Here is a 23847-nt window from a genome sequence, read left to right on the forward strand (position 1 = left end):
GCCGATAGAATCATCCGCTTTCCTCCTGAAGGGCCCCACCCGTGTCTGATCGCCTGGCAGTCCTGCCGCAATACCTCATGCCCAAGCAGGCCCTGACCACCCTGGCCGGCAAATTTGCGTCGGCCCGGCTGGGTGGCCTCACGACCTCGGTGATCCGCCGCTTCGTGGCCCGCTACAACGTCAACATGGCCGAGGCGGCCAACCCTGACATCGCCAGCTACGCATCGTTCAACGACTTCTTCACGCGTGCGTTGAAGCCTGGTGCCCGCCCGCTGGCGCAGGCCGACCTGGTCTGCCCCGTGGACGGCGCCATCAGCCAGTTCGGCCCCATCGCCAAGGACCAGATCTTCCAGGCCAAGGGCCACACCTACTCCACCACCGCGCTGGTGGGCGGCGATGCCGCCGCCGCGGCGCGGTTTGACAACGGCCACTTCGCCACGCTGTACCTGAGCCCGCGCGACTACCACCGCATCCACATGCCCTGCGCGGGCGAGCTCACGCGCATGGTGCATGTGCCTGGCAACCTGTTTTCGGTGAACCCCACCACGGCGCGCGGCGTGCCCGGGCTGTTTGCCCGCAACGAGCGTGTGGTGTGCTTCTTTGAATCGGCGCAGGGGCCGTTCGTGCTGGTGCTGGTGGGGGCCACCATCGTCGGCAGCATGGCCACGGTATGGCATGGGCAGGTGAATCCACCGCGTCCGGGCACGCCGCGCCAATGGGACTATGCCCAGGGACAGGTGAGCCTGCGGCAGGGCGAGGAAATGGGGCGCTTCCTGCTGGGTTCGACCGTGGTGATGCTGTTTCCCCAGGGCCCGCTGCAGTTCAACCCGCAGTGGGCGCCCGCCCGGCCCATCCAGCTGGGCGAGGCGATGGCGCAGTTCGGCGCACGCTGAGGTTCGTCAGCCCACGGTGGCGGCGCGCCGGGCGCCGCGTCAGAACCGGTCGGGAACGCGCGTGAGGTGGAAGGCCGTGGGCTCCACCCGAAGGGCATCGGGGTGCACCGGCGCATCGTGCCCCACCAGGTAGATCATCATCGCGTTGCGGCGCACCACCACGTGGCTGACCGTCTCGCGCTGCTGTCCCCATTGCACGGAGGCTCCGGGCTTGAAAAGGGGCATGTAGTAGTAGGCCGCTGGATCCATGAGGGGGTGCGGCTCCTTCCGCATTGGCTGACCGGGCACAGGGTGGTGAAAACAGGGGGCGCCCGCCGGGCGATTCCGAACCATCGCTGCAGCCATACTAGCACCGAACCCCCGCCACCCTGGCCAATGCCGCTACAAGAATTCGAGCAGAGGGGCACACCGCCGCACCGTTGGGGCCCCTGCGGACCCGTGGATCAGCGCGGAGCCTGGCGCGCGTGCGCGAATGCCAGCGCGGCCCGCAGCATGCGTTCGAGGTGCGGCTGCACGCGCTGCGCCACGTCGGGCAGGTAGTCGAACGGCAAGGATTCCTGCATGTAGCTGCACTGCGTCATCTCCAGCTGCACGGCATGCACGCCCTGCCCCGGCTGGCCATAGTGGCGCGTGATGTGCCCCCCCTTGAAGCGGCCGTTGAGCACCGCCGTGTAGCCGCCCGCGGCCTCCGCGATGGCCAGCAGCTCCCGGGCCAGTGCGGGATCGCAACTTTCGCCGTTGGCCGTGCCCAGGTTCAGGTCCGGCAGCTTGCCTTCGAAGAAGCGCGGGAGCACCGAGCGGATCGAATGCGCGTCCCACAGCACGGCCACGCCATGCCGGGCGTGGATGCGATCGAGCTCGGCGCGCAGTTGCGCGTGGTACGGCGCCCAGACAGCATCGCGGCGCGCGGCGACTTCGGCTTCGCCCGGCACATCGCCCTGGGCGTAGATGGGCGTGTCGTCAAAGGTATCGACCGGGCACAGGCCGGTGACGCTCTGGCCAGGGTAGAGGCTCGCGCCGTCGGGCGGACGGTTCAGGTCCACCACGTAGCGCGAGTGCGTGGCCACCAGGATGGAAGCGCCCATGTCGCGCGCAAAACCGTACAGCCGGTCCATGTGCCAGTCGGTATCGGGCACCTGGCGGGCCTCTTCGGTAAACCGCGCGGCCAGCGCGGGCGGCACGTAGGTTCCCGCGTGGGGCATGGAGATCAGCAGCGGCTGGGTGCCTTGGTGAAAGACAAACGGAGGTGGTGCGGTGTCGGTCATGGTGGGTTCAGAAATAAAACAAAGACAGCCTCAATCCGGCGCGATGGTGGCCGACCGGGCTGCCACAAAGGCCCGGGCCGCCGATTCGTGGAGTACATGCCGGCCTCCGGACACGCGGCGCACGCCCGCCACCCAGAGGCTGCCGATGGCCGAGGTCCGGTGGCTGCCAAACACATGGGCCGAGAGCATGCTGTGCGCAGGCAGATCGCGCAGCGCCACATGCTGCGCGTCCAGCGCCACCATGTCGGCCTGCTGGCCCACCGCGATGCCGCCAACGGCCCGCCCCGCGGCCTGCGCCCCGCCAGCCACGGCCTGCAAGGTCATGGCGGTTGCGACCTCGGGCTGCGCGGCGGAGGCCAGCACATTGCGCTGCCGGCGTGACAGGCGCTGGCTGTACTCCAGCATCAACAGCTCTTCGGCCGCATTCACACAGGCATGGCTGTCCGAGCCCACGCCCCAGCGCCCACCCTGCTGCAGCCACAGCGGCATGTCGAAGATGCCGTCGCCCAGGTTCGCTTCGGTGGTGGGGCAGATGCCAGCGACGGCGCCGCTGCGCGCGGCGCCGGCGTATTCATCGGGCGTCATGTGGGTGGCGTGCACCAGGCACCAGCGTTCGTCCACCGGGGCGTGGTCGAGCAGCCACCGCACGGGGCGCTGGCCGCTCCAGGCGATGCAGTCGTCCACCTCCTGCGTCTGCTCGGCGATGTGGATGTGGATGGGTGCGTGGGGATCGAGGGCGGCGAGGCCCTGCACGGCGGCGGTCAGGCTCTCGGGCGGCACGGCACGCAGCGAGTGCGGGGCCAGGCCCAGAACGGCCCCCTGCGCCAGTGCAGCGGGCGCCAGGCGCTCCAATAAAGAGAGCATATTGCCGGTGCTGCGGATGAACCGGGCCTGGTCGGCCCGTGGTGGCTTGGCGCCAAAGCCGCTGGTCTGGTAGAGCACCGGCAGCAGCGTGATGCCCATGCCCGCGTTGCGGGCGGCGCGCAGCAGGGCCAGCGACAGCGTGGCGTCGTCGGCATAGGGTGTGCCACCCTGGTCGTGGTGCACGTAGTGGAACTCGCACACCGAGGTGTAGCCCGCCTCCAGCATCTCCACATACAGCCAGGTGGCGATGGCCTCCAGCGATTCGGGCGTGATGCGGGCGGCAAAGCGGTACATGAGGTTGCGCCAGCTCCAGAAGCTGTCCTGGCTTTCTGCCCGGTACTCGGTGAGCCCGGCAAACGCGCGCTGGAAGGCGTGCGAATGCAGGTTGGGCATGCCGGGGATCACCGGGCCAGCAGCCACCGGCGTGCCTGCTGGCACCGCAGCATCGGAGGCCACGCCGGTGATGCGCCCTGCCCCATCCCACTGCACCAGCACATTGCGCGCCCAGCCGGTGGGCAGCAGCGCATCGGCCGCAAAAAGGCTGTGTGAAGCGTCAAGCGCCATGGCGGGCCCCCTGCTGTGTTTGGATGCCCATGCCATCGGCCACCACCTGCCCCTGCCGCACGACGGTGCAAGCGGGCTTGTGGCCGTACCAATAGGCCAGCTCGGCCGCATCGCCCAGCGGCCACAGCACAAAATTGGCGGGCCTGCCTGATGCGATCAGGCCGTGGGAATCTTGCAAGCCCAGCGCGCGCGCGGCGTGTGTGGTGATGCCGGCCAGGGCCTCGGGCATCGTCAGGCGGAACAGCGTGCACGCCATGTTGGCCATGAGCAGCAGGCTGAGCGCGGGCGAGGTGCCGGGGTTGTGGTCGGTGGACACCGCCATGGGCACGCCGGCCTCGCGCAGCTGCGCAATGGGCGGCAGGTGCGTGTCGCGCAGCGTGTAGTAGGCACCCGGCAGCAGCACGGCCACGGTGCCCGCGGCCTTCATGGCGGCGATGCCGTCCTGCGACAGGTGTTCGATGTGGTCGCACGACAGCGCGCCGTAGCGCGCGGCCAGGGCCGCGCCGCCCATGTCCGAGAGCTGCTCGGCATGCAGCTTGACCGGGATGCCCAGCCTTTGCGCGGCCTGGAACACCTGCTCGGTCTCGGCCAGCGTGAAGGCGATGCGTTCGCAGAACACATCCACCGCATCCACCAGGCCTTCTGCCGCCAGCGCGGGCAGCATCTCGTTGCAGACGAGGTCGGTGTAGTCCTGGCTGCGCCCTGCGTATTCGGGCGGCAGCGCGTGCGCGCCCAGAAAGGTGGTGCGCACCGTCACGCCGAATGCCTCGCCCAGGCGGCGGGCCACGCGCAGCTGCTTGCGCTCGTGCGCGAGGGCCAGCCCATAGCCGGACTTGATCTCGATGGCGCACACGCCCTCGTCCAGCAGGGCCGAGAGGCGCGGAGCGGCCAGGGCAAAGAGCTCGTCTTCCGACGCCCCGCGCGTGGCCTTCACCGACGACACGATGCCGCCACCCGCCCTGGCCACTTCTTCGTACGTGGCACCCGCCAGCCGCATCGCGAACTCGTTGGCGCGCTGGCCGCCGTAGACCAGGTGGGTGTGGCAGTCCACGAGGCCGGGCGTGGCCAGCGCGCCCTGCCCATCCCAGCGGTGCAGGGGATGGAAGGCCGGCGGCAGGTGCGCCTCGGGCCCGATCCAGGCCATGCGGCCGTCCTGCACCACCACGCAGGTGGGTTCGCCCTCGGGCACGGGCACATCGGCCGCCACGAGTCCGGCCACGGGCTTCAGATTCACCCACACGCCCTCGGCGCTCTCGCCGGCCGGGACACCGGGCCGCGCCTGCTGCATCTGCTTGTCTGCCGGAAGGTTCATGGTATCAATTGCTATGCAAACAATAGCTGCCAGCGCTTATTCAGCAAGCGCCAGAGGCCATTTTTATCAAAATTCCGTTCTGGAACCACGCTCCAGCGCGATCCAGGCCAGCGCCGGCGCATCCGCCGCACTGCCGCCATGGGCGGGCTCCAGGCGCCCCTGCAAGGCAGCACCCTCCTGCACCCACCAGAAGCCCTGCCCTGCGTGCAGCACGCGGGGCTCGCCGCCCTGCTCTCCCGGCACCCATCGCCAGCCACCCTGCAGCACCATGCACAGGCCGGCGTGCACGCCCGCGGGCGCCCGCGCCTCGCCTGCCACCTGCAGGGCGCCGTGCCAGGCGCCCCGGCGCAGCATGAGGTTGAAGTCCTTCGAGGTGCCGCCCAGCATGGCGCCATCCACGGCGTCGTCCCCCGGGAAGGCGAACGGCTGCCAGCGCTGGTCCAGCCCGTGCTCCCAGCCCGGGCCGCGCAGGTGCAGGCCGTCGCCTCCCAGCAGCATGATCTGGCGGTCGATGCCCGGAAAGACCGAGAACGGGCCGGGCCGGTCGACCGTGGCCAGGCTGACCCGCCACTCGAAGGCGTTCATGTCCGCTCCCGGCGGCCAGCAGGCGAGTTCCTGCGTGCTGCCGCCGCCATTCTTCCAGGGCGTGGCGGGGGTGGCGGCAAGGTCAAAGAAGACTGGCATCCCCATCGGTGCCCCGCTCATCGCGCACCCTCCCCGGCCTGCACCGCTTCGGCCACCAGCAGCGGAAACAGCGCGTGGTCCATCTCGGCTCCGGCGGGCAGCACGTCGGTCAGGCCCGCAAACTCGGGCGAGGTCTTCCAGGGCCGGGGGGCGTGGCGGATGTCGTCGCCCAGAAAGCGCACCGAAAACACGCGCCGGCGGTTCACGCCCTCCACCCCGCCCGCGGCGTGCAGGGTGAGCATGTGAAAGCACACCACATCGCCGGGCTCGATCTCCCAGCCGACGATGGGGAAAGCCTCGCGGCGGGCCTCGACATCGGGCAGGTCCTGCAGGCTGCCTTCAGGGAACCACTTGGCCTGGTTGTCCATGAAGGTGCGCGGCATGAGCCAGGGCCCCTTGTGCGAACCGGCCACGAATTCAAGCGTGGCCGCGCGCGACACCGGATCGACCGGAATCCACATGCTGATGTTCTGCAGGCCTTCAATGTTGTAGTACGGCTGGTCCTGGTGCCACGGAGTGCGCTGGCGCGTGCCGGGCTCCTTCACCAGCACATGGTCGTGGTACAGCCGCACGGTGCGCGACCGCATGAGGCGCTGCGCGGCCAGGGCCAGCGGCGTCTCGCGCACGAAGCGGCCGAACTGCGGGATGTCCTGCCAGTTGCAAAAGTCCTCGAAGAAACGGCCCGGGTCGTCGGGGCGGCTGGCCACCTTGGCGCGCGGGCTGGGCGCGGCCAGGTTGGCGTCGATGCCTTCGCGCAGCAACGCCACCTCCCCGGGCGTGAGCAACTGCTTGATGCACAGCGCGCCGTCGCGGTCGAAGCGGGCAATGTCGTCCTGGGACAGGCGCTCTTGCAGGCGCTGCTGCATCACGGGTGAAAGCGGGGACATCGGGGTTTCCTCCTCTGGGGTTGACGGCAACCGTGCACAGCGCCGCGCAGCGCCTCAGGCGCGGGTGAGCACGGCCTGCAGGAAGGAGCGCGTGCGCTCCTGCGTGGGGTTGGTGAAGATGGTGGCGGGGGCGCCGGCCTCGATGATGCCACCGCCGTCCATGACGACGACCACGTCGCCCACCTCGCGCGCGAAGTCCATCTCGTGGGTGACGACCATCATGGTCATGCCTTCGCTGGCCAGCAGCTTCATGACCTGCAGCACCTCGCCCACCAGCTCCGGATCGAGCGCCGAGGTGGGTTCGTCGAACAGCATCACGCGCGGCTCCATGGCCAGTGCACGGGCAATGGCCACACGCTGCTTTTGCCCGCCGGACAGGCTGGCGGGCATGGCCGACGCCTTGTGCGCCAGCCCCACCTTGGCCAGCAGGGCCTGGGCACGCTCGTCGGCCTCCTTGCGCGAGAGGCCGCGCAGCTTGCGTGGGCCCAGCGTCACGTTGTCGAGCACCGACAGGTGCGGGAACAGGTTGAACGACTGGAACACCATGCCGACCTCCTCGCGCAGCGCGTTGAGGTCATGGTCGGGCAGCATGCGGCCGTCCTGCACCAGCGTGCGGCCGCAGATCTCGACCGTGCCGCCCTCGGGCTGCTCCAGGCCGTTGCAGCAGCGCAGGAAGGTGCTCTTGCCCGAGCCGCTGGGCCCGATGACCACCACCACTTGCGATGGGAACACGTCGAAGTCGATGCCACTGAGCACCACATGGCTGCCAAACGACTTGCGCAGGCTGCGAATGCGCACGATGGGCTCGGAAGCCGGGTTCGCGCCGGTCACTGCAGACGTTGTCTTCATTGCACCATCCCTCCGGCGCGCAGGCGCAGTTCCATGCGGCGCAGCACCAGCGTGGTGGCCCCGGTCAGAATGAAATACACCACCGCGATCGCCAGGTACACCTCCAGCGAACGGTACGACACGCTGATGATCTTCTGCCCCTCGTGCATCAGGTCGTGGATGGTGAGCAGCGACACCAGCGCCGAGTTCTTGATGAGTGCGATGAACTCATTGCCCAGCGGAGGAATCATGCGCACCACCGCCTGCGGCAGCACCACGGTGCGCATGGCCAGGCCCGAGGACATGCCGATGGAGCGCGCCGCCTCCATCTGCCCCTTGTCGATGGACTGGATGGCGCCGCGCACCACCTCGGACACATAGGCGCCCGAGTAGATGCCCAGGCCGATCACGCCACACACGAAAGCAGGCAGCAGGATGCCGAACTGCGGCAGGCCAAAGAACAGGATGAACAGCTGCACCAGCAGCGGCGTGCCGCGGATCGCGGCCACGTAGGCGGTGCACAGGGCGTAGACCACGCGGCGCCTGGGGTTCAGGCGGCCAATGCCCACCAGCAGGCCCATGACGCAGCCCAGCAGCAGCGAGGCGGCCGTGATTTCCACGGTGACCAGCGCGCCCGCCAGCAACTGGGGCAGCCCGGCCCAGACAGGAGAAAAATCGAGTTCCATGGTTCAGTCCGGCAACGGTCCGTGGCTTACTTGGCAGCGCTGTTGCTGAACCACTTCTTGACGATGGCCGCATAGGTTCCGTCGGCCTTGAGCCTGGTGATGGCGCCGTTGACGGCCTTCGTCAGCTCGGGCGTGTCCTTGCGCAGGGCCATGCCGTATTCCTCGGTGGTGAGCTGCTCGTCGAGCACACGCAGGCCCGGGCGGGTGCGCACGTACTGGAACGCGGCGGGCTTGCCGGTCACGGCGGCATCGGCCCGGCCGATGTCCACCAGGTTGAACATCTCCTGGTTCTTCTCGACCTCGACGCGCTGCACCTTGGGGAATTTTTCGGTCAGGTATGCCACCGACTTGGTGCCCACCTGCACGCTGACCTTTTTGCCGTCCAGGTCGGCGAGCTTGTGGATGGTCTTGTTGTCGGCCTTCACCATCACCACCAGGCCGCCGGCGTAGTAGGAGTCGGTGAAGTCCACCACCTTCTTGCGCTCGTCGGTGATGTAGATGGCCGATACCGCCATGTCGAAGCGCTTGGAGATCAGGCCGGGAATCAGGCCCTTGAAGTCGATGTCCACCCATTCGACCTGCTTGCCCATGGCCTTGGCGATCGCTTCCACCAGCTCGACGTCAAAGCCCGTACGTTTGCCATTCTCGACGAACTCCATGGGCGGGAACGTGGCATCGGTGCCCACACGCAGGACGTTGTCCTGGGCCTGCGCACCCGTGGTGCAAAAGGCGGCGGCGGCCAGGCTGGCCAGAAGAAGGTTGCGACGAAGGTTCATGGGGAAAGCTCCTGGGGAGGGGTGAGGGAAATCAGGGAGAAGTGAGCTGGCGGGAGATGCGCGCGGCGGCGATGACGGCCATGCCGGTGAGCGCGGCCTCCTGCCCCTGGGCTCGCAAGATCGGGGCCATCAGGGTGATGGCCCCCGCGGCCTGCCGGGGAGAGCCGAACACGGGCACGCTGACGCCCCAGACACCGGCATCCACCTCGCCGGAGCTGACGGCGTAGCCCGCCTTGGCAATGCCTTCCAGCTCGGCCAGCGCCGCCTGGCGCTCGGGGGTGCCCGCGCCGTAGTGCAGGTCCAGAATGGCATTGCGCGTGGCCGGGGCCACATGGGCCAGCAGGCACTTGGCGGAGGCGCCGGCGCGCAGCGGTACGCTGCGCCCCTTTTCGAACGAGCAGCGCAGGGCCTGCGTGCTGTCCACCATGTCCAGGCATACCACGCTGTCGTTGACGGCCACCACCAGCCCCACGCTTTCGTGGGACTGCCGGGCCAGGGCCTGCATGTCCGGCCGCGCGTGGTGCACCAGGTGCGACGCCATGTCAAAGCCCAGGGCCAGTTGCAGGCTCAGCGGCCCGGGCGCGTAGTGCCCGCTGCTCTCCAGTACGAAGCCCCACAGCTTGAGCCGCGCGAGTTGCCGGTACAGCGTGCTGCGCGCCAGGCCCGTGGCCTCCATCAGCTCGGCGGCCGACATGGGCTGGCCATGCTGCGCCAGCACCGCCAGCACGTGCAGAACACGGTCGGCGGCGGCAACGGAGGTCGGTCCACGGGTGGGCATGGACTCAGTATCAAAGGATTGCAGCGGCATTCAAACCCAACATTCCCACCGAATGGGAATGCCGTTCCCTTTTTTCACATCCCTGTCACACCTCCTTGCCGACGCTGTTTCACTTCACCATGGGCAGGTTCAGGCCCTGCTTCTTCGCCGTTTCCACGGCCAGTTCGTAGCCTGCGTCGGCATGGCGCATCACGCCGCTGCCGCAGTCATTGACCAGCACGCGCGCCAGGCGCTCGGCCGCCGCATCGGTGCCATCGGCCACGATGACCATGCCCGAGTGCTGCGAGTAGCCCATGCCCACGCCGCCGCCGTGGTGCAGGCTGACCCAGGTGGCGCCGCCCGAGGTATTGAGCAAGGCGTTAAGCAGCGGCCAGTCGCTCACGGCGTCGGTGCCATCCTTCATGCCTTCGGTCTCGCGGTTGGGACTGGCCACGCTGCCGGTATCGAGGTGGTCGCGGCCGATCACGATGGGCGCCTTCAGCTCACCACTCTTCACCATCTCGTTGAAGGCCAGGCCCGCGATGTGGCGCTCGCCCAGGCCCAGCCAGCAGATGCGCGCGGGCAGGCCCTGGAAGGCGATGCGCTCGCCCGCCATGTCGAGCCAGCGGTGCACGTGCTTGTTCTCCGGGAACAGCTCCTTGATCTTGGCGTCGGTCTTGCGGATGTCTTCCGGGTCACCCGACAGCGCCACCCAGCGGAACGGGCCCTTGCCTTCGCAGAACAGGGGGCGGATATAGGCGGGCACAAAGCCGGGAAAGTCGAAGGCGTCCTTCACGCCTTCGTCAAACGCCACCTGGCGAATGTTGTTGCCGTAGTCCACCACCGGGATGCCCATGTGCTGGAAGTCGAGCATGGCCTGCACATGCACGGCGCAGGACTTGGCAGCGGCCTTCTTCAGCACCTCGTGCTGCGTCACATCCTGCTGCGCGGCGCGCCACTGGGCCACCGTCCAACCTGCGGGCAGGTAGCCGTTGACGAGGTCGTGGGCGGAGGTCTGGTCGGTGACGAGGTCGGGCTTCAACCCACCCGCCTGGGCGCGCTTCACCAGTTCAGGCAGCACGTCGGCCGCATTGCCCAGCAGAGCGATGGAGATGGCCTCCCTGGCCGCCGTGTGCTGCTGAATAAGTTCGATCGCATGGTCGATGTCGCGCGCCTGCTTGTCCACATAGCGCGTGCGCAGGCGAAAGTCGATGCTGCTTTGCTGGCATTCGATGTTGAGCGACACCGCGCCCGCGAAGGTGGCGGCCAGCGGCTGCGCGCCGCCCATGCCGCCCAGGCCCGCGGTCAGGATCCACTTGCCCTCGAGCGAGCCGCCATAGTGCTTGCGGCCGGCTTCGGCAAAGGTCTCGTACGTGCCCTGCACGATGCCTTGCGTGCCGATGTAGATCCAGCTGCCAGCGGTCATCTGGCCGTACATGAACAGGCCCTTCTGGTCCAGCTCGCTGAAGTGCTCCCAGTTGGCCCACTTGGGGACCAGGTTGGAGTTGGCCAGCAGCACGCGGGGTGCGTTGGCATGGGTCTTGAACACGCCCACCGGCTTGCCGGACTGGATGAGCAGGGTTTCGTCGTCGTTCAGGTCCTTGAGCGAGGCGAGGATCTGGTCATAGCACTCCCAGTTGCGCGCGGCGCGGCCGATGCCGCCGTACACCACCAGGTCCTGCGGGCGCTCGGCGACTTCGGCGTCCAGGTTGTTCTGAATCATGCGGTAGGCGGCTTCGGTGAGCCAGCTCTTGCAGGTGAGCTGGCTGCCGCGCGGCGCACGGATCACGCGGCTGGCGTCGTGGCGGGGATCGGTGTTGGAAGCGGCTGCAATGATGGCGTCGTTGGCGTTCATGGTGGGCTCCTGTGAATGGGTGGCGTGGCAAAGAGAGAAAGAAAGGAAAAAATCAGGAATGGCTGGGCAGGCACTGCAGCAGCGGCGCGGGCCATGGCGTCTCCGAGGCCCATTCGCGCATGGATTCGATGTCGGTGGCCAGGAAGCGGTCTTGCTCCAGGTAGGCCACGCGCTGGCGGATGGCAGCGAACTGGTCTTCGATGAGCACAGAAGATTTCAGGCTGCGGTCGAACTCCATGCCCTGCGCGGCGGCCATGGCCTCGATGCCCACCATCACCGCCGCATTGCGCACCATGTCGCCCAGGCGGCGTGCGCCGTAGGTGGCCATGGAAACGTGGTCTTCCTGGTTGGCCGACGTGGGCAGGCTGGTCACGCTGCTGGGGTTGGCCAGGCACTGGTTCTCGGCCGCCAGCGCGGCGGCGGTGACCTGGGCGATCATGAAGCCCGAGTTCACGCCGCTGTCGCGGATCAGGAAGGCCGGCAGGCCCGACAGGCCCGGGTCGAGCAGCAGCGACAGTCGGCGCTCGGAGATGGCCCCGATCTCGGCCACGGCCAGCGCGATGATGTCCGCCACGAAGGCCACGGGCTCGGCGTGGAAGTTGCCGCCCGAGATCACGTCACCGTTGTCGAATACCAGGGGGTTGTCGGACGCGGCGTTCGCCTCGATGGCCAGCACGCGCGCGGCGTGGTGCAGGTTATCGAGGCACGCGCCCATCACCTGCGGCACGCAGCGGATGGAGTACGGGTCCTGCACGCGGCCGCAGTGGGGATGCGAAGGGTCGATGGCGCTGCCATCCAGCAATGCGCGCACGGCGGCCGCCACGGCGATCTGCCCCGCCTGGCCGCGCGCCTCGTGGATGCGTGCGTCAAACGGCTTGACCGAGCCCTTGATGGCCTCGAGCGACAGGCAGCCTGCGACCAGCGCGGCGGCGAAAACGCTCTCCGCGCCGAACAGCCCCGCCAGCGCGAGCGAGGTGGATACCTGCGTGCCGTTGAGCAGCGCCAGCCCTTCCTTGGGGCCCAGCACGAACGGCGCAAGGCCGATGGAGCGCATGGCCTCGGCCCCAGACACCACCGTGCCATCGACCTTGGCCTGCCCTTCGCCGATCAACACGCAGGCCAGGTGGGCCAGCGGCGCCAGGTCGCCCGACGCGCCCACCGAACCCTTGGCCGGAATCACGGGCAGCACGTTGGCGTTGGCCATGGCCAGCAGCGCATCCACGATCTCGGGACGGATGCCCGAATGCCCACGCGCCAGGCTGATGGCCTTGGTGGCCAGGATGAGGCGCACCACGGGATCGGGCAGCGCATCGCCCGTGCCCACGCTGTGCGACAGCACCAGGTTGCGCTGCAGCTCGGCGAGGCGCTCGTGGGCGATCTTGGTGCTGGCGAGCTTGCCGAAGCCGGTGTTGATGCCGTAGACCACCTGGTCTTCATCCACGATGCGCTGCACCGTGGCCAGCGACGCCTGCATGAGGGCACGCGCGGACGGGTCCAGCGACAGCTGCACGGGCGCGGCGTGGATGCTGCGCAATTCAGCCAGCGTAACCCGGCCGGGGTGCAAGATCAGGGAGGAAGCGGTGGTTTTTGTCATGGCGTTGATCCTGTATATACAAGTAGGTACAAGCGGAAAAAATCGTGCTCTTCAGGCAAGCGTTCAACCAGCGACCGGGTTGCCGTCGGCTCTAAAGCGGCTGCCCAGGCGGTAGCGGGTAGCGGGGTGCAAACAACGCACCACGGTGATGGGAATCCCGCGCGACCAGGTGCGGCGGGTGAGCAGCAGGCAGGGCTCCTGCGGCGACATCTCCAGCAGCGTGGCCTGCTCGGCGGTGGGCATGACGGCATCGACCACGTGCTCGATCTGGTCGAACGGCACGTTGCGCACCAGGTATTCGGAGGGCTGCAGCAGCGTGAAGTCCTGCGCGGCGAACTGGGGCACCTGGCGCGGATTCACGTGGCGGTCTTCCAGCTGCACGGGCAGGCCGTCCTCGCGGTGGACGCACAGCGAGTGGAACACCGACTCCCCCGTGCGCAGGTCCAGCGCTGCCGCCACTTCGAGCGTGGCCGAGATGCGCTCCACGGCCAGCACGTCGCAGCGGTAGTCGTGCCCCCGCTGGCGGATTTCGCTCGCGAGGTTGGCGATCTGCAGCAACGTGGACTGTGGCTTGTCTTCCGCCACGAAGCTGCCCACGCCGGCCACGCGCACGATGCGGCCCTGCTCCACCAGTTCGCGCAGCGCGCGGTTCACCGTCATGCGCGAGATGCCGAACTGGGTGACCAGCTCGTTCTCGGACGGCAGTCGGTCGCCCGCGCGCCAGATGCCTTCCTGGATCTTGCGCGAGATATGGTCCTTGATCTGCTCGTACAGCGCCATCGCCTGCGCGGGCGCCGCCACGGCCGCCACCGCCCTGGCTGGAGCGGCAAGCGGCGCGCTGCGCGGGGCAGCTGCTGCGGGACGGCGGGAAGGACGGGCGCTCATGGGACCAAGGCGTTCAGTGCAGGTCGGCCGCCATGGATTCGGCGCGGATCTCTTCCGTCAGGCGCGCCTTGAGGTCCATGAACTCGGGGCTGGTCTTGATCGTGTAATGGCGCGGGTGCGGCAGGTCCACCGCCAGCTCGGTCTTGATGCGGCCGGGCCGCGCGCTGAACACGGCCACGCGGTTGGCCATGAAGATGGCCTCGTCGATGTCGTGGGTGACGAAAAGCACGGTCTTGCGCTCGGCCTCCCAGATGCTCAGCAGCAGCTCCTGCATGAGCACGCGGGTCTGGTTGTCGAGCGCGCCGAAGGGCTCGTCCATCAGCAGGATCTTGGGGTCGTTGGCCAGCGCACGCGCAATCGCGGTGCGCTGCTGCATGCCGCCCGACAGCTGCTTGGGAAAGTGCTGCTCGAAGCCGCGCAGGCCCACCTTGGCGATGAAGTACGCGGCGCGTTCCTTCTGCTGGGCTTCGGGCATGCCGCGCTCGCGCAGGCCGAAGCGGATGTTCTGCTCGATGGTGAGCCAGGGGAACAGCGTGTAGCTCTGGAACACCATGCCGCGCTCGGCGCCCGGGCCTTCCACGGGCGCGCCGTCGAGCAGCACGCGGCCGCTGGTGGCGTGGTCCAGCCCCGCCACGATGCGCAGCAGCGTGGACTTGCCGCAGCCCGAGGGGCCGAGGATGGTGACGAAATCGTTGTCCTGCACTTCGAAGTCGACCGGCTGCAGCGCCTGCGTGCGCTGGCCCTTGGCGGTCTCGAAGACGCGCGAAACGGCTTGGATGGATACGCGGCTCATCGCACAAAACTCCAGGCAAACAGACGGTGGTTGAGCGCCTTGAAGGCGAAGTCGGACACCAGTCCGATGAGGCCGATGATGATGATGCCGAAGATGATCTGGCCGGTATTGAGCAGCGACTGGCTGTCGGTGATCATGTGGCCGATACCGCTCGAAGAACCGATCAGCTCGGCCACGATCACGTAGGTCCAGGCCCAGCCCAGCACCAGGCGCAGGGTCTCGGCGATCTCGGGCGCAGCGCCCGGGATGAGCACGCGCGTCACGATGCCCTTGTGGCCGGCGCCCAGCGTGTAGGCGGCCTCCACGAGGTCGCGCCGGGCGCCCCCCACGGTCACGGCCACCATCAGCGTGATCTGGAAGACCGAGCCGATGAAGATGACCAGGATTTTCTGCGTCTCGCCAATGCCGGCCCACAGGATGAGCAGCGGAATGAAGGCCGACGCGGGCAGGTAGCGGCAGAACGAGACGAAGGGCTCGAAGAACGCCTCGATGCCCTTGTAGGCGCCCATGGCAATGCCCAGGGGCACGGCGATCACTGAGGCCAGCACAAAGCCACCGACCACGCGCCAGATGGTCATGCCGATGTCCTTGATGAAGCCGTATTCGGTGAACAGCAGCCAGCCTTCCTTGGCCATGGTGATGGGGCTGGCCAGGAAGGTGGGCGACACGAAGCCGCCCAGCGTGAAGAACGCCCACACCGCCACGAACACGACGAAGAAGGCCAGCCCCAGCATCCAGCGGGCACGGCTGCTCACGGGCTCCAGGGGAGCCAGCGAGCGCCGGCGCACGGGAGCGTGGGACTCGGTAACGGACAGGGGTTGCACTGCAGACATGGCGCGCTCTTCTTTGGCTCGGGAAAACTCAGTTGTTACTTGATGAAGCTCGCGTCGAAGGTGGCGGCCAGATCTTCAGGCGCCTTGCGGATGATGCCGGCCTCCAGCAGGATGCCGGTGGCATCCTTCATGAACGTGGTCAGCTCGCCCGCGAAGAACTTCTGGTTGGCGGCCTTGTCCTGCCAGCGCAGGAAGGACGACGACTTGGCGAACTGCTCGCCCGTCTGCTTGACGGCCGCGCCCATGATCTCGTTGGACTTGGTGGGGTCGGCCTTGATCATGTCGAGCGCCTGGAAGTACGAATTGGCCAGGGCCTGCGCGGCCTTGCCGTTGGCCTTGAGCCAGGTGGGGTCGCAGCCGACGGTGTCCATCACCATGGGGTAGTCGAGCGTGGTGGCCAGGATCTTGCCGGCGGCAGGGTTGTCGCGCACGGTGGAAAGATAGGGCTCGTACGTCATGGCGGCATCGTTCTGGCCGGCCACGAAGGCCTGCGCGGCCGCCTGGGGCGACAGCGTGGTGGTCTTCACGTCCTTGAGGCTCATGCCGTTCTTGCTGAGCATCCAGGCCAGGCCGAAGTACGGGGCGGTGCCGGGAGCATCCACGCCGATGGTCTTGCCCTTCAAGTCGGCAAAGCCCTTGATGTCGCCCCGCACCGCGATGCCGTCGGCGCCGTAGGACTTGTCCATCTGGAAGATCTGCACGATGGGCACGCCGTTGGCGTTCCAGGCCACATGCGTCTCGACGGTGGTGGCGGCGCACTGGATGGACTTGGAGGCCAGGGCCAGGTGGCGGTCCTTCTGCGGGATCATCTTGATCTCCACATCCAGGCCGTTCTTCTTGAAGATGCCCGCCTTGTCGGCCAGGGTGAGCGGCGCGAAACCCGTCCAGCCGGACATGCCCAGCACAATCTTGGTTTCCTGCGCCTGGGCCGGGGCGGCCAGGGCCATCACGCATGCCGTTGCCGCTGCCAGCGACGTCCATTTCACAACCGATCGAGTCATCATCTGCTCCTGTTTGAAGAAAGTACCTTAGCCCATCCCGGCCGGGTCGCACCCGCATTCCAGCCGCCATGATGACAGCCGCAGCATACCTGTATATACAGGGTAAACGCTAAAGAGTCCCCAAAAGGGGCCGGTAGCCAGTCTAAGCAAGAATGAGGCCAACGTAAGTACCCCACGCCGGCGACCGCTGGTGAAAATCAGAAATTGATAGCAAACGATCCATGGCAGGTGTATGCCCACGCCGGTCTGTCATCCATTTGCGCTTCGCGAAACCGTACGAAGAAAAACACCGCGCCACGCCACCGCACCATCGCGGTGCAGTGCGGCGCCCCCAGCAGGCCGGGGGGCCGCGGGGCACCCAGCTCAGGCGACGATCGGCAGGCGCACCGTGACCGAAAGACCGGGCCCGGCGTTGCGCATCTGCAGCGTGCCGCCGTGCGCCTGTGCCACCAGCCGGCACAGGTACAGGCCCAGGCCCACGCCGCCGGTGGTGCGCTGCCGCGCCGTGTCGGGCCGGTAGAACGCCTGCGCCAGGTGCGGCAGGTGCTCTGGGGGAACACCCGGTCCGTGGTCGCGCACCTCCAGTTCGAGCGTCTGCGCCGCGAGGCGCAGATGCAACTCGGGCGGCGGCGCGGCCGGATCGCTGCTGTGGCGCAGGCTGTTGTCCAGCAGGTTGCGCAGCAGCAGGCGCATGCGGGAGCGGTCAAGCGACAGCGGCGGCATGCCCTGCTGTGCATGGAGGGTGATCCCCGCCGCGCCGGCATGGCGGCCGCCGAGCTCGGCCACCACCTCCCGCGCCAGCGCAGCCAGGTCCACGGGCTCGCGGTGCAGGGCGGCGTGGCGTCCAGCCAGGCGCTCGCTTTCGAGCAGGTCGGTGATGAGTCCGGCCATTTCACTCAGGTCGCGCATCAGGGCCTGCCGCTGGGCCTGCACGTCGGCGGTCTCGGGCAGCAGCTCGGTGTTCAGGCGGGCGCGGGTCAGGGGGCTGCGCAATTCATGGCTCATGGCCAGCAGCAGGGCCCGCTTGGCCTCCAGCATCTGGTGGATGTCATCCCCCATGGTATTGATGGTGGCCGCCAGTTGCCCCAGCTCGTCGGGCCGGTGGGCATGCCGCACGGGGATCGCCTGGGCGAAATTGCCTTCGCCAAACCGCTGCGCGCCCCGGCGGATGTCGTCGAGCGGGCGCAGCAGATGCCGCACGTACACATAGGCCAGCGCGGTGAGCAGCAACAGCACCGTGAGCGTGCCCCACGCAATGCGCGGGCGCTTTTCCCAGGACAGCGCATTGAGCCCGAACTCGATGCTGTGTCCGTCCGCCGTGGTGCGCTGCAGGAGCCGGCGGCCCTGGTCGTCGCTGCCATGGCCGTTCCAGTGCTCCTCGCGCTGGAACTTGTCGCTCATCCAGTCGCTGCGCGGCTGATCGGGGTGGGATTCCCAGTGGACCACCGGCCCGTCAATGCGCAGCGTGACCGGCAACCGGCTGGCGATGGCCTTCGCCCGCTCGATGCTGGGCGGGCTGCCGATCTCGTCCGCGAGGCGGTCCACGTAGTCCATCAGCAGGGGCCTGGCCGCCTCGCGCCAGCCCACGGACACCGCCTTTTGCACTCCGCCCATGAAGGTGACGGCCACCGTCACCGCGAGCGCCATGAACACCAGCACCAGCCGGATGCGCAGCGAATACCCGACCGCGCGCCGCGCGCGGCGGTGCCAGGGGCAATCGTGCCCGTCTTCGGCCCCCTCGCCAGGGCGCGAACGCCGCCAGAACCTCATGGCGCCGCCCGCCGCAGGGCCAGCGAGTAGCCCGCGTTGCGCAAGGTCTTGATGCAGTCGAGCGGTTCCAGCTTCTTGCGCAGGCGGCTCACCACGATATCGACGGCGCGGGTGTACAGCTCGGCCTCGTGCCCGCGCAACTGGTTCAGGATGTCATCGCGGCTGAACACCTTGCCCGGTTCGCGTGCCAGCAGATGCAGCAGGTCGAATTCGGTGCCGGTCAGCTCGACGATGCCCCCTTGTCGCAGCACGCTGCGGCGCGCGGCATCAATGCTGAGGCCTTCAAACTCCAGCGTCCCCGAATCGCCGCCCTGCCCCGGCGCGCGGCTGCGGCGCAGCACGGTCTGCAGCCGGGCCACCAGCTCGCGCGGCTCGAAAGGCTTGGGCAGGTAGTCGTCGGCACCCAGCTCCAGGCCCACCACGCGGTCCATCACCTCACCCCTGGCCGTGAGCATCACGATGGGCAGGTCCCCCTGCTTGCGGATGGTGCGGCACAGCTCAAAGCCGTCCATCTCGGGCAGCATGACATCAAGGATGGCGGCATCAAAGCCGCCCGCCCCGAGCCGGGCCAGGCCTTCGCTGGGCTTGAGCGCATGGACCAGTTCCAGCTCGAAACGCTGGAAATAGATGGCAAGCGGCGGACCCAGTTGGGCGTCGTCGTCAATGAGCAGGATGCGGTGCATGCGCGATTCTTACATTGGCAGGCCGCTGCCGGCTACCGGCGGAGCAAGCAATGCGCGGTGCCGCCGGATGAGCTCCCGCAGGCGGTGCTGCGCAGGCAGGTGCAGCGCATCGAAGGCGTCCGCGGCCGCGAGCAGCGCAGGCAGGGCGGGCGCGGCGGCGGCGGGCTGGCGCGCCACGAGCCCGAGCGCATGCTCCCTGTCAAAGCGCGGCCCCCATACCAGCGACATCAACTCGTCATGGGGCTCGGGCATGCCTGCCAGCAGCACAGGGCCGTGCATGCGCACTTCCTGCGTCAAGTGGTGGATGGGATCCAGCATCGGTGACATGGAAAATGCTCCTGCCTCAGCCGCGCGCCATCCAGCCCCTGCGCCGCTGCATCAGCTCGCGCACCTTCTGCTGCTGGTCCGGATTCAGGCTGTCGTAGAAGTCCGCCAGCGCATTGATCACTTCAGGGCTGTTCGCCTGTACCGCGCGGGTCTTCTCCTCCAGCAGGCTCTGCGCGCGTGCACGGTCGAACTTGTCGCCCGCGACGATGGCCTGCACTTCCGCGCGCGGATCGGCTGTCTTGCCCAGGAAGGCCGTGCGCTGTGCCTCCATCCTGTCCGCCAGCACATTGAGCTTTTGCTTCTGCGCATCGTTCAGGTCCAGCTTGCCGCTGACCCGGTCGACCACCTTGGCGCGCACCTCCGCCATTTTCTCCGGGCTCATGGGCCCGTGGCGGTGGACTCCACTGGAACAGGCCGTCAGACCACCCACCATGATGGATGCGCCAAAGATTCCTACCAGCGTTCTCTTGATCCAGGGTTTCATGATCAGTCCTTTCGGGACGGTGTTGAACATGGCCCTGATGGTGCCGGCAGGTGCTTCGGGAGTGGTCTCGACGCAGTTTCGGTTTATTTCATTTTGTTTCGCGGGAGAAGGCGCTGGCAAAGGCCCAGGTCCTTTGGAGCGCTTCAAGCCGCGCCCGCAAGTGGGGTGCAGCAGCCAGATCGAGACAGGCGGAATCTCAGCGCAGGACGGCGGACAGCACCACCAGCCGGTTCGACAGCTCCACGGCGTCGGTGCGCATCTGGATGAGCGGAACCGTGCCCACGCTGCCCCCGCCATACCAGATGTTGAAGGCGGTCACGCCGGGGAACCCGTCGGCGTGGCCATAGGCCTCGATGGCCTCGTCAATTTCGGCATGCAGGGTGGGGGTGCCGACCAGGACCTTTCCGTCAAACACCCGGGCCAGGTACTGCGCGGCGCCCTCGGGCCGAATGTGCAATGTCAACACCCGCATGGTTTCTCGCTGCACGCACCCGGGGCGCACTCAGGCCTGTCGTCAACCCATCGCCTGGGGTTCGCGGTATTCCAGGTCTGCAAACTGTAATTCCCGCTCCATGCCATGGCTGTCTCCCCGCCAAGGCGCGAGATCGTCGGTTTGCTGGCGCTGGAGAACCCGCTCCATCGGCTGCCCCATTTGCAAGGCAGGCGCTTCTGGCCACGCTTCTAGATGATGGGAGGGGGGATCGAAAGAAAACATGCTGAACTCCTCGCACGGGCGCCGCACTGGCCCCGTGGTGATTGAGGCATGGGCCCGAACACACGCATGTCGGAACCCCGTGAAGACAGGTGTAGGACAACACTGACGTGGATGCGGGCGCCGCCCCGCCGGCAGGATCGCAAAGCCCTGGGCGCCGTCAGGCGGCCTTTGCCAGCAGCGGGGATTCCCCGATCCCCAGGGCATCGCCCTCGCCCGCTAGAAGGCCGATGCAGTCCAGGGCCGTCGGCGGATCGCAGGGCTCGGCATAGACGCGCAAGGCTATGTCTTGGGCGGCGGGAGAGAAATAGAGCCAGAGATTGTCCTTTTCCTTGTCATAGCAGGAAAAGAGCGCCCTGCCGGACCCCGGGGGGCACATCAGGAACTTCGACATGAACATCTGCTGAATGCGCAGCGTGGGCTCAAAGGCCTGATCATCATTGCCGAGTGCCAATTTGTACCAACTGCTCATATGCGCCTTTCACCTGGCCGTGCCAGTAAATACGGATGGCCCATCGTATTTACGCAGCGCGGCCGCGGCACTTCTGGTGCGGCGCATCAATTTGTAGGACAGCGACTCCGAGCGGGGTTTACGGGCATGAGGCCGGATACGTGGCACGGCCCATCAGTCGTATGAAGCCTCCAGATCGGTGTGCGCCTCCGGGCGGGGCGCCCTCACGCGGGATCGATAGGCTCTGAGCGTCGCGCAACCCAGGCCGGTGATGTACAGCACCTGCGCCTTCTGCTGTGGCGAATCGACGGGCGGGAGCTGCACTTCCACCATACCGGCCGCACGCAACACGCGCAGCTTGTCGATGTTGACCACGTCCGATTCAATCAGGGGAAGCGCATCGCGCTCCAGCTCCCTTAGATACTCCATTGGCATGGCGGCCTCCGGCGTGAATGAAGGAATATTGTGCGGCGCGAGCCCCCCGGGTTCAAGGATTGATACACGAAGCTACAACCTTGCGGGCCCGGCAGCCAGGGGCCCCAAATGAAGCACCAGCGCGGCTGGGCGCCCCACTGGCAGCCGCGTAAACCCCTGCCGATATTGTTGCCATTCAGATTTTTGTAACAAATCCCGCACCATCCATACCGGTCTTACCGTAGGAAACCGCCTACGCGGTCCTTCGCTGCTGTCGCACCCCGGCCTGGAGTACGCACACCTAGCATCCTGGCTTCATCAAAGGGGATGGCCATGCCAATCGTCGTGATTTTCTTCGGGATCCAGCTGATCGCCGTGGCGCTGGCCGCCGCGATCGTGGGCATCTGAGCCCCACCCGCGCCTGCTGGCGGCTCCAGCACCGCTGACCCCGAGCCTTTTTGAGGCTCTGACCCTGGCAAGGGTCGCTGCCCCATCCAAACCGGACTTATTTCACGGTTGCGCCGCACACGGGCGGGCGGGCGGCCAGAATCGGACCTAGGATGCACCTACCGTCAAATCCCTGGCGGTTTCGCCCCTCCCTGTGCGAGTGATGCAATGATTTAGCCCGCCCCGTGCGGGCTATTTTTTTCAGCCCGCTTCCAGCTCCTGCAGCTGCCTCCACATCACCTTGCCGCTGCCGCTCTTGGGCAGTGCATTCACGAACTGCACGATGCGCGGCACCTTGTACACCGCCATGTTCTCGCGGCACCAGTCGATGATCTGCTGTTCGGTGGTGTCCTTGTGCGATGCGCGCAGCACCACCACGGCCTTCACGGTCTCGCCCCGGTAGCTGTCCTTGGCGGAGATGATGCAGGCCTCCTGGATGGCGGGGTGGCGGAACATCAGCGCCTCGACCTCCGCCGGCCAGACCTTGAAGCCGCTCGCGTTGATCATGCGCTTCAAGCGGTCGGTCAGGAAGAAGTAGCCGTCCTCGTCCATGCGGCCCAGGTCGCCCGAGCGGAAGAAGCGCTTGCCCTCGAACTCGATGAAGGCCGAGGCGGTGGCATCCGGGCGCTTCCAGTAGCCCTCGAACACCTCGGGGCCATGGATGATGATCTCGCCCTGTTCGCCGACGGGCACTTCCTGCAGCGTGTCGGGATCGACCACCCGCGCATCGGTGCTCATGAACGGGATGCCCAGGCACTGCTGCTTGGGGTGGTCGGGCGGGTTCGAGTGCGAGGGCGCGGCCGTTTCGGTGAGGCCGTAGCCCTCCGAGTAGCGCAGTCCGTACTGTTCGAGCAAACGCTGCGCCACGGCCTGCGGCATGGCCGCGCCGCCGCCGCCAATGTAGACCAGGCTGGAGAGGTCGTAGCTTGCGAAGTTCGGGCTGCCCAGCAGGTCGATGACCATGGTGGGGATGTTGGTCCAGTTGGTGACCTGGTAGCGCGAGATGAGGCGCCCGGCCAGGTCGCGCTCCCAGCGGGGCATGATGACCAGGGTGGCGGCGCAGTAGATGGCGGTGTGCATCACGCTCACCATGCCGGTGATGTGGAACATGGGCACCACGGCCAGCGTCACGTTGTCCACCGAACCCGTGCCCCACAGGGCGCCAGCCGCCGCGTTGTGCATGATGCTGCGGTGCAGGTGCATGCAGCCCTTGGGCAGGCCCGTGGTGCCGCTGGTGTAGGGCAGCAGCGCCAGGTCGTCTGGCCCGACCACCAGCTCCGGGGGGGCCTCCGCGCAGGCCAGGGCGTCCGTCCAGGCATGGGCCTGGCCGCCCTCCAGGGCAGGCAGCGGGTGGCGCGTGCCCAGCCACTCCCGCCAGGCCTCGGGCGGCGCATCCGTGCCCGTCACCTGCGCATCGAACGCATCCGTGAATTGCGTCACCACCAGGTGTGCCAGGCGTTCGCCCGCTGGCAGCGCGTTGCTTGCCTTGGCCATCTCCGGAGCCAGGTCGCCCGTGGTGAAGGCCACCCGGGTGTCGGGATCGGTGATGTAGTGCTTGAGTTCTTCCGCCCGGTTCATCGGGTTGACCGGCACCACCACCGCATTGGCACGCAGGATGGCGAAGTGCGCCATCACCAGTTGCGGGCAGTTCTGCATGCACAGCACCACGCGGTCGCCACGCTGCACCCCCAGGGCCACCAGTTTCGCCGCCAGGCGCTCGGCGCCTTCGAGCAGGGCGCGGTAGCTCAGCGAAGCACCAAAGAACACCAGGGCCGTCTTGTCCGGATACCGGCGGGCACTGATGGCCAGGTTGTCCCACAGCGAGGTGGACGGCAGGGTGATGGAGCGGGGCAGACGCTGGGGCCAGAACTTGTAGTGAGGGCGCATGGGTGATTCGGTTCCTTTGAACCCGCAGCCTAGAGGCCCTGCACCCGCGTGGCATTGGGGATGCCACTGATGCCGGGTCGCGCATGTGACGCCGAGGCGCCGCACCGCACCGGCAGCGGACACGCAGCGGGGGCAGCTGAGGCAGCTGGGGATGAGGAGGTCTCGGATACCATCCTTGCGAAGCCGCTTTGTTTC

Annotated in this window: 26 protein-coding genes; 1 reads left to right on the forward strand and 25 read right to left on the reverse strand. The window is 67.5% G+C overall.

The features are described 5' to 3' along the window. Window positions 1-41: 41 nt before the first annotated feature. Complete coding sequence (gene asd / locus ACAM51_RS02520) at window positions 42-893, forward strand: archaetidylserine decarboxylase (protein WP_369642643.1); 852 nt, start codon at window positions 42-44, stop codon at window positions 891-893. A gap of 39 nt (window positions 894-932) precedes the next feature. Here the strand turns inward: asd and ACAM51_RS02525 are convergent, their stop codons facing one another. From ACAM51_RS02525 to ACAM51_RS02645, 25 genes are all read right to left on the reverse strand, one after another. Beyond that, window positions 933-1142: a hypothetical protein gene (locus ACAM51_RS02525; RefSeq protein ID WP_218294742.1), complete on the reverse strand. Its 210-nt coding sequence runs from the start codon at window positions 1140-1142 to the stop codon at window positions 933-935. A 194-nt stretch (window positions 1143-1336) separates the two neighbouring features. Continuing rightward, window positions 1337-2158 (reverse strand): N-formylglutamate deformylase, encoded by an 822-nt coding sequence (gene hutG / locus ACAM51_RS02530; RefSeq protein ID WP_369642644.1) that lies wholly within the window; start codon window positions 2156-2158, stop codon window positions 1337-1339. A 30-nt stretch (window positions 2159-2188) separates the two neighbouring features. Further along, window positions 2189-3586 (reverse strand): formimidoylglutamate deiminase, encoded by a 1398-nt coding sequence (locus ACAM51_RS02535; RefSeq protein ID WP_369642645.1) that lies wholly within the window; start codon window positions 3584-3586, stop codon window positions 2189-2191. Then, entirely contained in the window at window positions 3576-4874 is a 1299-nt protein-coding gene (hutI, locus tag ACAM51_RS02540) for an imidazolonepropionase (protein ID WP_369643914.1), read from the reverse strand. The genes ACAM51_RS02535 and hutI overlap by 11 nt, the downstream gene beginning before the upstream one ends. A gap of 90 nt (window positions 4875-4964) precedes the next feature. Continuing rightward, complete coding sequence (locus tag ACAM51_RS02545) at window positions 4965-5582, reverse strand: HutD family protein (protein ID WP_369642646.1); 618 nt, start codon at window positions 5580-5582, stop codon at window positions 4965-4967. A 17-nt stretch (window positions 5583-5599) separates the two neighbouring features. Next, on the reverse strand, window positions 5600-6469 hold the full coding sequence (locus tag ACAM51_RS02550) for a phytanoyl-CoA dioxygenase family protein (RefSeq protein WP_369642647.1): 870 nt from the start codon (window positions 6467-6469) through the stop codon (window positions 5600-5602). A 54-nt stretch (window positions 6470-6523) separates the two neighbouring features. Next, window positions 6524-7318 (reverse strand): amino acid ABC transporter ATP-binding protein, encoded by a 795-nt coding sequence (locus tag ACAM51_RS02555; protein ID WP_255591477.1) that lies wholly within the window; start codon window positions 7316-7318, stop codon window positions 6524-6526. Beyond that, on the reverse strand, window positions 7315-7983 hold the full coding sequence (locus ACAM51_RS02560; RefSeq protein ID WP_218341088.1) for an amino acid ABC transporter permease: 669 nt from the start codon (window positions 7981-7983) through the stop codon (window positions 7315-7317). Before ACAM51_RS02560 ends, ACAM51_RS02555 begins: the two co-directional genes overlap by 4 nt. Window positions 7984-8009: 26 nt before the next feature. Beyond that, window positions 8010-8759, reverse strand: coding sequence for a transporter substrate-binding domain-containing protein (locus tag ACAM51_RS02565; RefSeq protein ID WP_218341087.1), 750 nt, complete (start codon window positions 8757-8759; stop codon window positions 8010-8012). 31 nt (window positions 8760-8790) lie between these two features. After that, on the reverse strand, window positions 8791-9537 hold the full coding sequence (locus tag ACAM51_RS02570) for an IclR family transcriptional regulator (RefSeq protein WP_369642648.1): 747 nt from the start codon (window positions 9535-9537) through the stop codon (window positions 8791-8793). 109 nt (window positions 9538-9646) lie between these two features. After that, window positions 9647-11371, reverse strand: a complete 1725-nt coding sequence (gene hutU / locus ACAM51_RS02575; RefSeq protein ID WP_369642649.1) for a urocanate hydratase — start codon at window positions 11369-11371, stop codon at window positions 9647-9649. 52 nt (window positions 11372-11423) lie between these two features. Beyond that, a complete protein-coding gene (gene hutH / locus ACAM51_RS02580; RefSeq protein WP_218294733.1) occupies window positions 11424-12965 on the reverse strand; it encodes a histidine ammonia-lyase in 1542 nt (513 codons plus the stop codon). 63 nt (window positions 12966-13028) lie between these two features. Continuing rightward, complete coding sequence (hutC, locus tag ACAM51_RS02585; RefSeq protein ID WP_218294732.1) at window positions 13029-13850, reverse strand: histidine utilization repressor; 822 nt, start codon at window positions 13848-13850, stop codon at window positions 13029-13031. Window positions 13851-13863: 13 nt separating this feature from the next. Continuing rightward, window positions 13864-14643 (reverse strand): ABC transporter ATP-binding protein, encoded by a 780-nt coding sequence (locus ACAM51_RS02590; protein WP_218294731.1) that lies wholly within the window; start codon window positions 14641-14643, stop codon window positions 13864-13866. After that, window positions 14640-15476, reverse strand: a complete 837-nt coding sequence (locus tag ACAM51_RS02595) for an ABC transporter permease (RefSeq protein ID WP_218294730.1) — start codon at window positions 15474-15476, stop codon at window positions 14640-14642. The genes ACAM51_RS02590 and ACAM51_RS02595 overlap by 4 nt, the downstream gene beginning before the upstream one ends. A 35-nt stretch (window positions 15477-15511) precedes the next feature. Further along, on the reverse strand, window positions 15512-16477 hold the full coding sequence (locus tag ACAM51_RS02600) for an ABC transporter substrate-binding protein (RefSeq protein WP_218294729.1): 966 nt from the start codon (window positions 16475-16477) through the stop codon (window positions 15512-15514). 363 nt (window positions 16478-16840) lie between these two features. Then, a complete protein-coding gene (locus ACAM51_RS02605) occupies window positions 16841-18247 on the reverse strand; it encodes a HAMP domain-containing sensor histidine kinase (protein ID WP_218294728.1) in 1407 nt (468 codons plus the stop codon). After that, complete coding sequence (locus ACAM51_RS02610) at window positions 18244-18930, reverse strand: response regulator transcription factor (protein ID WP_218341080.1); 687 nt, start codon at window positions 18928-18930, stop codon at window positions 18244-18246. The genes ACAM51_RS02605 and ACAM51_RS02610 overlap by 4 nt, the downstream gene beginning before the upstream one ends. Window positions 18931-18939: 9 nt before the next feature. Next, a complete protein-coding gene (locus ACAM51_RS02615; protein WP_218294726.1) occupies window positions 18940-19257 on the reverse strand; it encodes a hypothetical protein in 318 nt (105 codons plus the stop codon). A 16-nt stretch (window positions 19258-19273) separates the two neighbouring features. Beyond that, window positions 19274-19741, reverse strand: coding sequence for a Spy/CpxP family protein refolding chaperone (locus tag ACAM51_RS02620; protein ID WP_369642650.1), 468 nt, complete (start codon window positions 19739-19741; stop codon window positions 19274-19276). Between the two features lie 196 nt (window positions 19742-19937). Next, entirely contained in the window at window positions 19938-20213 is a 276-nt protein-coding gene (locus tag ACAM51_RS02625) for a hypothetical protein (protein WP_369642651.1), read from the reverse strand. A gap of 42 nt (window positions 20214-20255) precedes the next feature. Then, window positions 20256-20456, reverse strand: a complete 201-nt coding sequence (locus ACAM51_RS02630; protein ID WP_369642652.1) for a hypothetical protein — start codon at window positions 20454-20456, stop codon at window positions 20256-20258. A gap of 157 nt (window positions 20457-20613) precedes the next feature. Further along, on the reverse strand, window positions 20614-20925 hold the full coding sequence (locus tag ACAM51_RS02635) for a hypothetical protein (RefSeq protein WP_218294722.1): 312 nt from the start codon (window positions 20923-20925) through the stop codon (window positions 20614-20616). Window positions 20926-21078: 153 nt separating this feature from the next. Further along, on the reverse strand, window positions 21079-21339 hold the full coding sequence (locus tag ACAM51_RS02640) for a hypothetical protein (protein ID WP_218294721.1): 261 nt from the start codon (window positions 21337-21339) through the stop codon (window positions 21079-21081). 627 nt (window positions 21340-21966) lie between these two features. Continuing rightward, window positions 21967-23652 (reverse strand): long-chain fatty acid--CoA ligase, encoded by a 1686-nt coding sequence (locus ACAM51_RS02645; protein WP_218341076.1) that lies wholly within the window; start codon window positions 23650-23652, stop codon window positions 21967-21969. Between the last annotated feature and the right edge of the window lie 195 nt (window positions 23653-23847).

The sequence above is a fragment of the Acidovorax sp. A79 genome (assembly GCF_041154505.1).
In the GTDB taxonomy this organism is placed as follows: Bacteria; Pseudomonadota; Gammaproteobacteria; order Burkholderiales; family Burkholderiaceae_C; genus Acidovorax.

Coding starts and splice junctions, on each gene's coding strand:
- ACAM51_RS02570 (WP_369642648.1), bottom strand. CDS start 9,537: ATGCCCACCCGTGGACCGACCTCCGTTGCCGCCGCCGACCGTGTTCTG.
- ACAM51_RS02595 (WP_218294730.1), bottom strand. CDS start 15,476: ATGTCTGCAGTGCAACCCCTGTCCGTTACCGAGTCCCACGCTCCCGTG.
- ACAM51_RS02610 (WP_218341080.1), bottom strand. CDS start 18,930: ATGCACCGCATCCTGCTCATTGACGACGACGCCCAACTGGGTCCGCCG.
- hutC (WP_218294732.1), bottom strand. CDS start 13,850: ATGAGCGCCCGTCCTTCCCGCCGTCCCGCAGCAGCTGCCCCGCGCAGC.
- hutU (WP_369642649.1), bottom strand. CDS start 11,371: ATGAACGCCAACGACGCCATCATTGCAGCCGCTTCCAACACCGATCCC.
- hutG (WP_369642644.1), bottom strand. CDS start 2,158: ATGACCGACACCGCACCACCTCCGTTTGTCTTTCACCAAGGCACCCAG.
- ACAM51_RS02640 (WP_218294721.1), bottom strand. CDS start 21,339: ATGCCAATGGAGTATCTAAGGGAGCTGGAGCGCGATGCGCTTCCCCTG.
- ACAM51_RS02625 (WP_369642651.1), bottom strand. CDS start 20,213: ATGCGGGTGTTGACATTGCACATTCGGCCCGAGGGCGCCGCGCAGTAC.
- ACAM51_RS02630 (WP_369642652.1), bottom strand. CDS start 20,456: ATGTTTTCTTTCGATCCCCCCTCCCATCATCTAGAAGCGTGGCCAGAA.
- ACAM51_RS02620 (WP_369642650.1), bottom strand. CDS start 19,741: ATGAAACCCTGGATCAAGAGAACGCTGGTAGGAATCTTTGGCGCATCC.
- ACAM51_RS02545 (WP_369642646.1), bottom strand. CDS start 5,582: ATGCCAGTCTTCTTTGACCTTGCCGCCACCCCCGCCACGCCCTGGAAG.
- ACAM51_RS02645 (WP_218341076.1), bottom strand. CDS start 23,652: ATGCGCCCTCACTACAAGTTCTGGCCCCAGCGTCTGCCCCGCTCCATC.
- ACAM51_RS02560 (WP_218341088.1), bottom strand. CDS start 7,983: ATGGAACTCGATTTTTCTCCTGTCTGGGCCGGGCTGCCCCAGTTGCTG.
- ACAM51_RS02635 (WP_218294722.1), bottom strand. CDS start 20,925: ATGAGCAGTTGGTACAAATTGGCACTCGGCAATGATGATCAGGCCTTT.
- ACAM51_RS02525 (WP_218294742.1), bottom strand. CDS start 1,142: ATGGATCCAGCGGCCTACTACTACATGCCCCTTTTCAAGCCCGGAGCC.
- hutH (WP_218294733.1), bottom strand. CDS start 12,965: ATGACAAAAACCACCGCTTCCTCCCTGATCTTGCACCCCGGCCGGGTT.
- ACAM51_RS02590 (WP_218294731.1), bottom strand. CDS start 14,643: ATGAGCCGCGTATCCATCCAAGCCGTTTCGCGCGTCTTCGAGACCGCC.
- ACAM51_RS02600 (WP_218294729.1), bottom strand. CDS start 16,477: ATGACTCGATCGGTTGTGAAATGGACGTCGCTGGCAGCGGCAACGGCA.
- ACAM51_RS02605 (WP_218294728.1), bottom strand. CDS start 18,247: ATGAGGTTCTGGCGGCGTTCGCGCCCTGGCGAGGGGGCCGAAGACGGG.
- ACAM51_RS02555 (WP_255591477.1), bottom strand. CDS start 7,318: ATGAAGACAACGTCTGCAGTGACCGGCGCGAACCCGGCTTCCGAGCCC.
- hutI (WP_369643914.1), bottom strand. CDS start 4,874: ATGCAGCAGGCGCGGCCCGGTGTCCCGGCCGGCGAGAGCGCCGAGGGC.
- ACAM51_RS02550 (WP_369642647.1), bottom strand. CDS start 6,469: ATGTCCCCGCTTTCACCCGTGATGCAGCAGCGCCTGCAAGAGCGCCTG.
- ACAM51_RS02535 (WP_369642645.1), bottom strand. CDS start 3,586: ATGGCGCTTGACGCTTCACACAGCCTTTTTGCGGCCGATGCGCTGCTG.
- ACAM51_RS02565 (WP_218341087.1), bottom strand. CDS start 8,759: ATGAACCTTCGTCGCAACCTTCTTCTGGCCAGCCTGGCCGCCGCCGCC.
- ACAM51_RS02615 (WP_218294726.1), bottom strand. CDS start 19,257: ATGTCACCGATGCTGGATCCCATCCACCACTTGACGCAGGAAGTGCGC.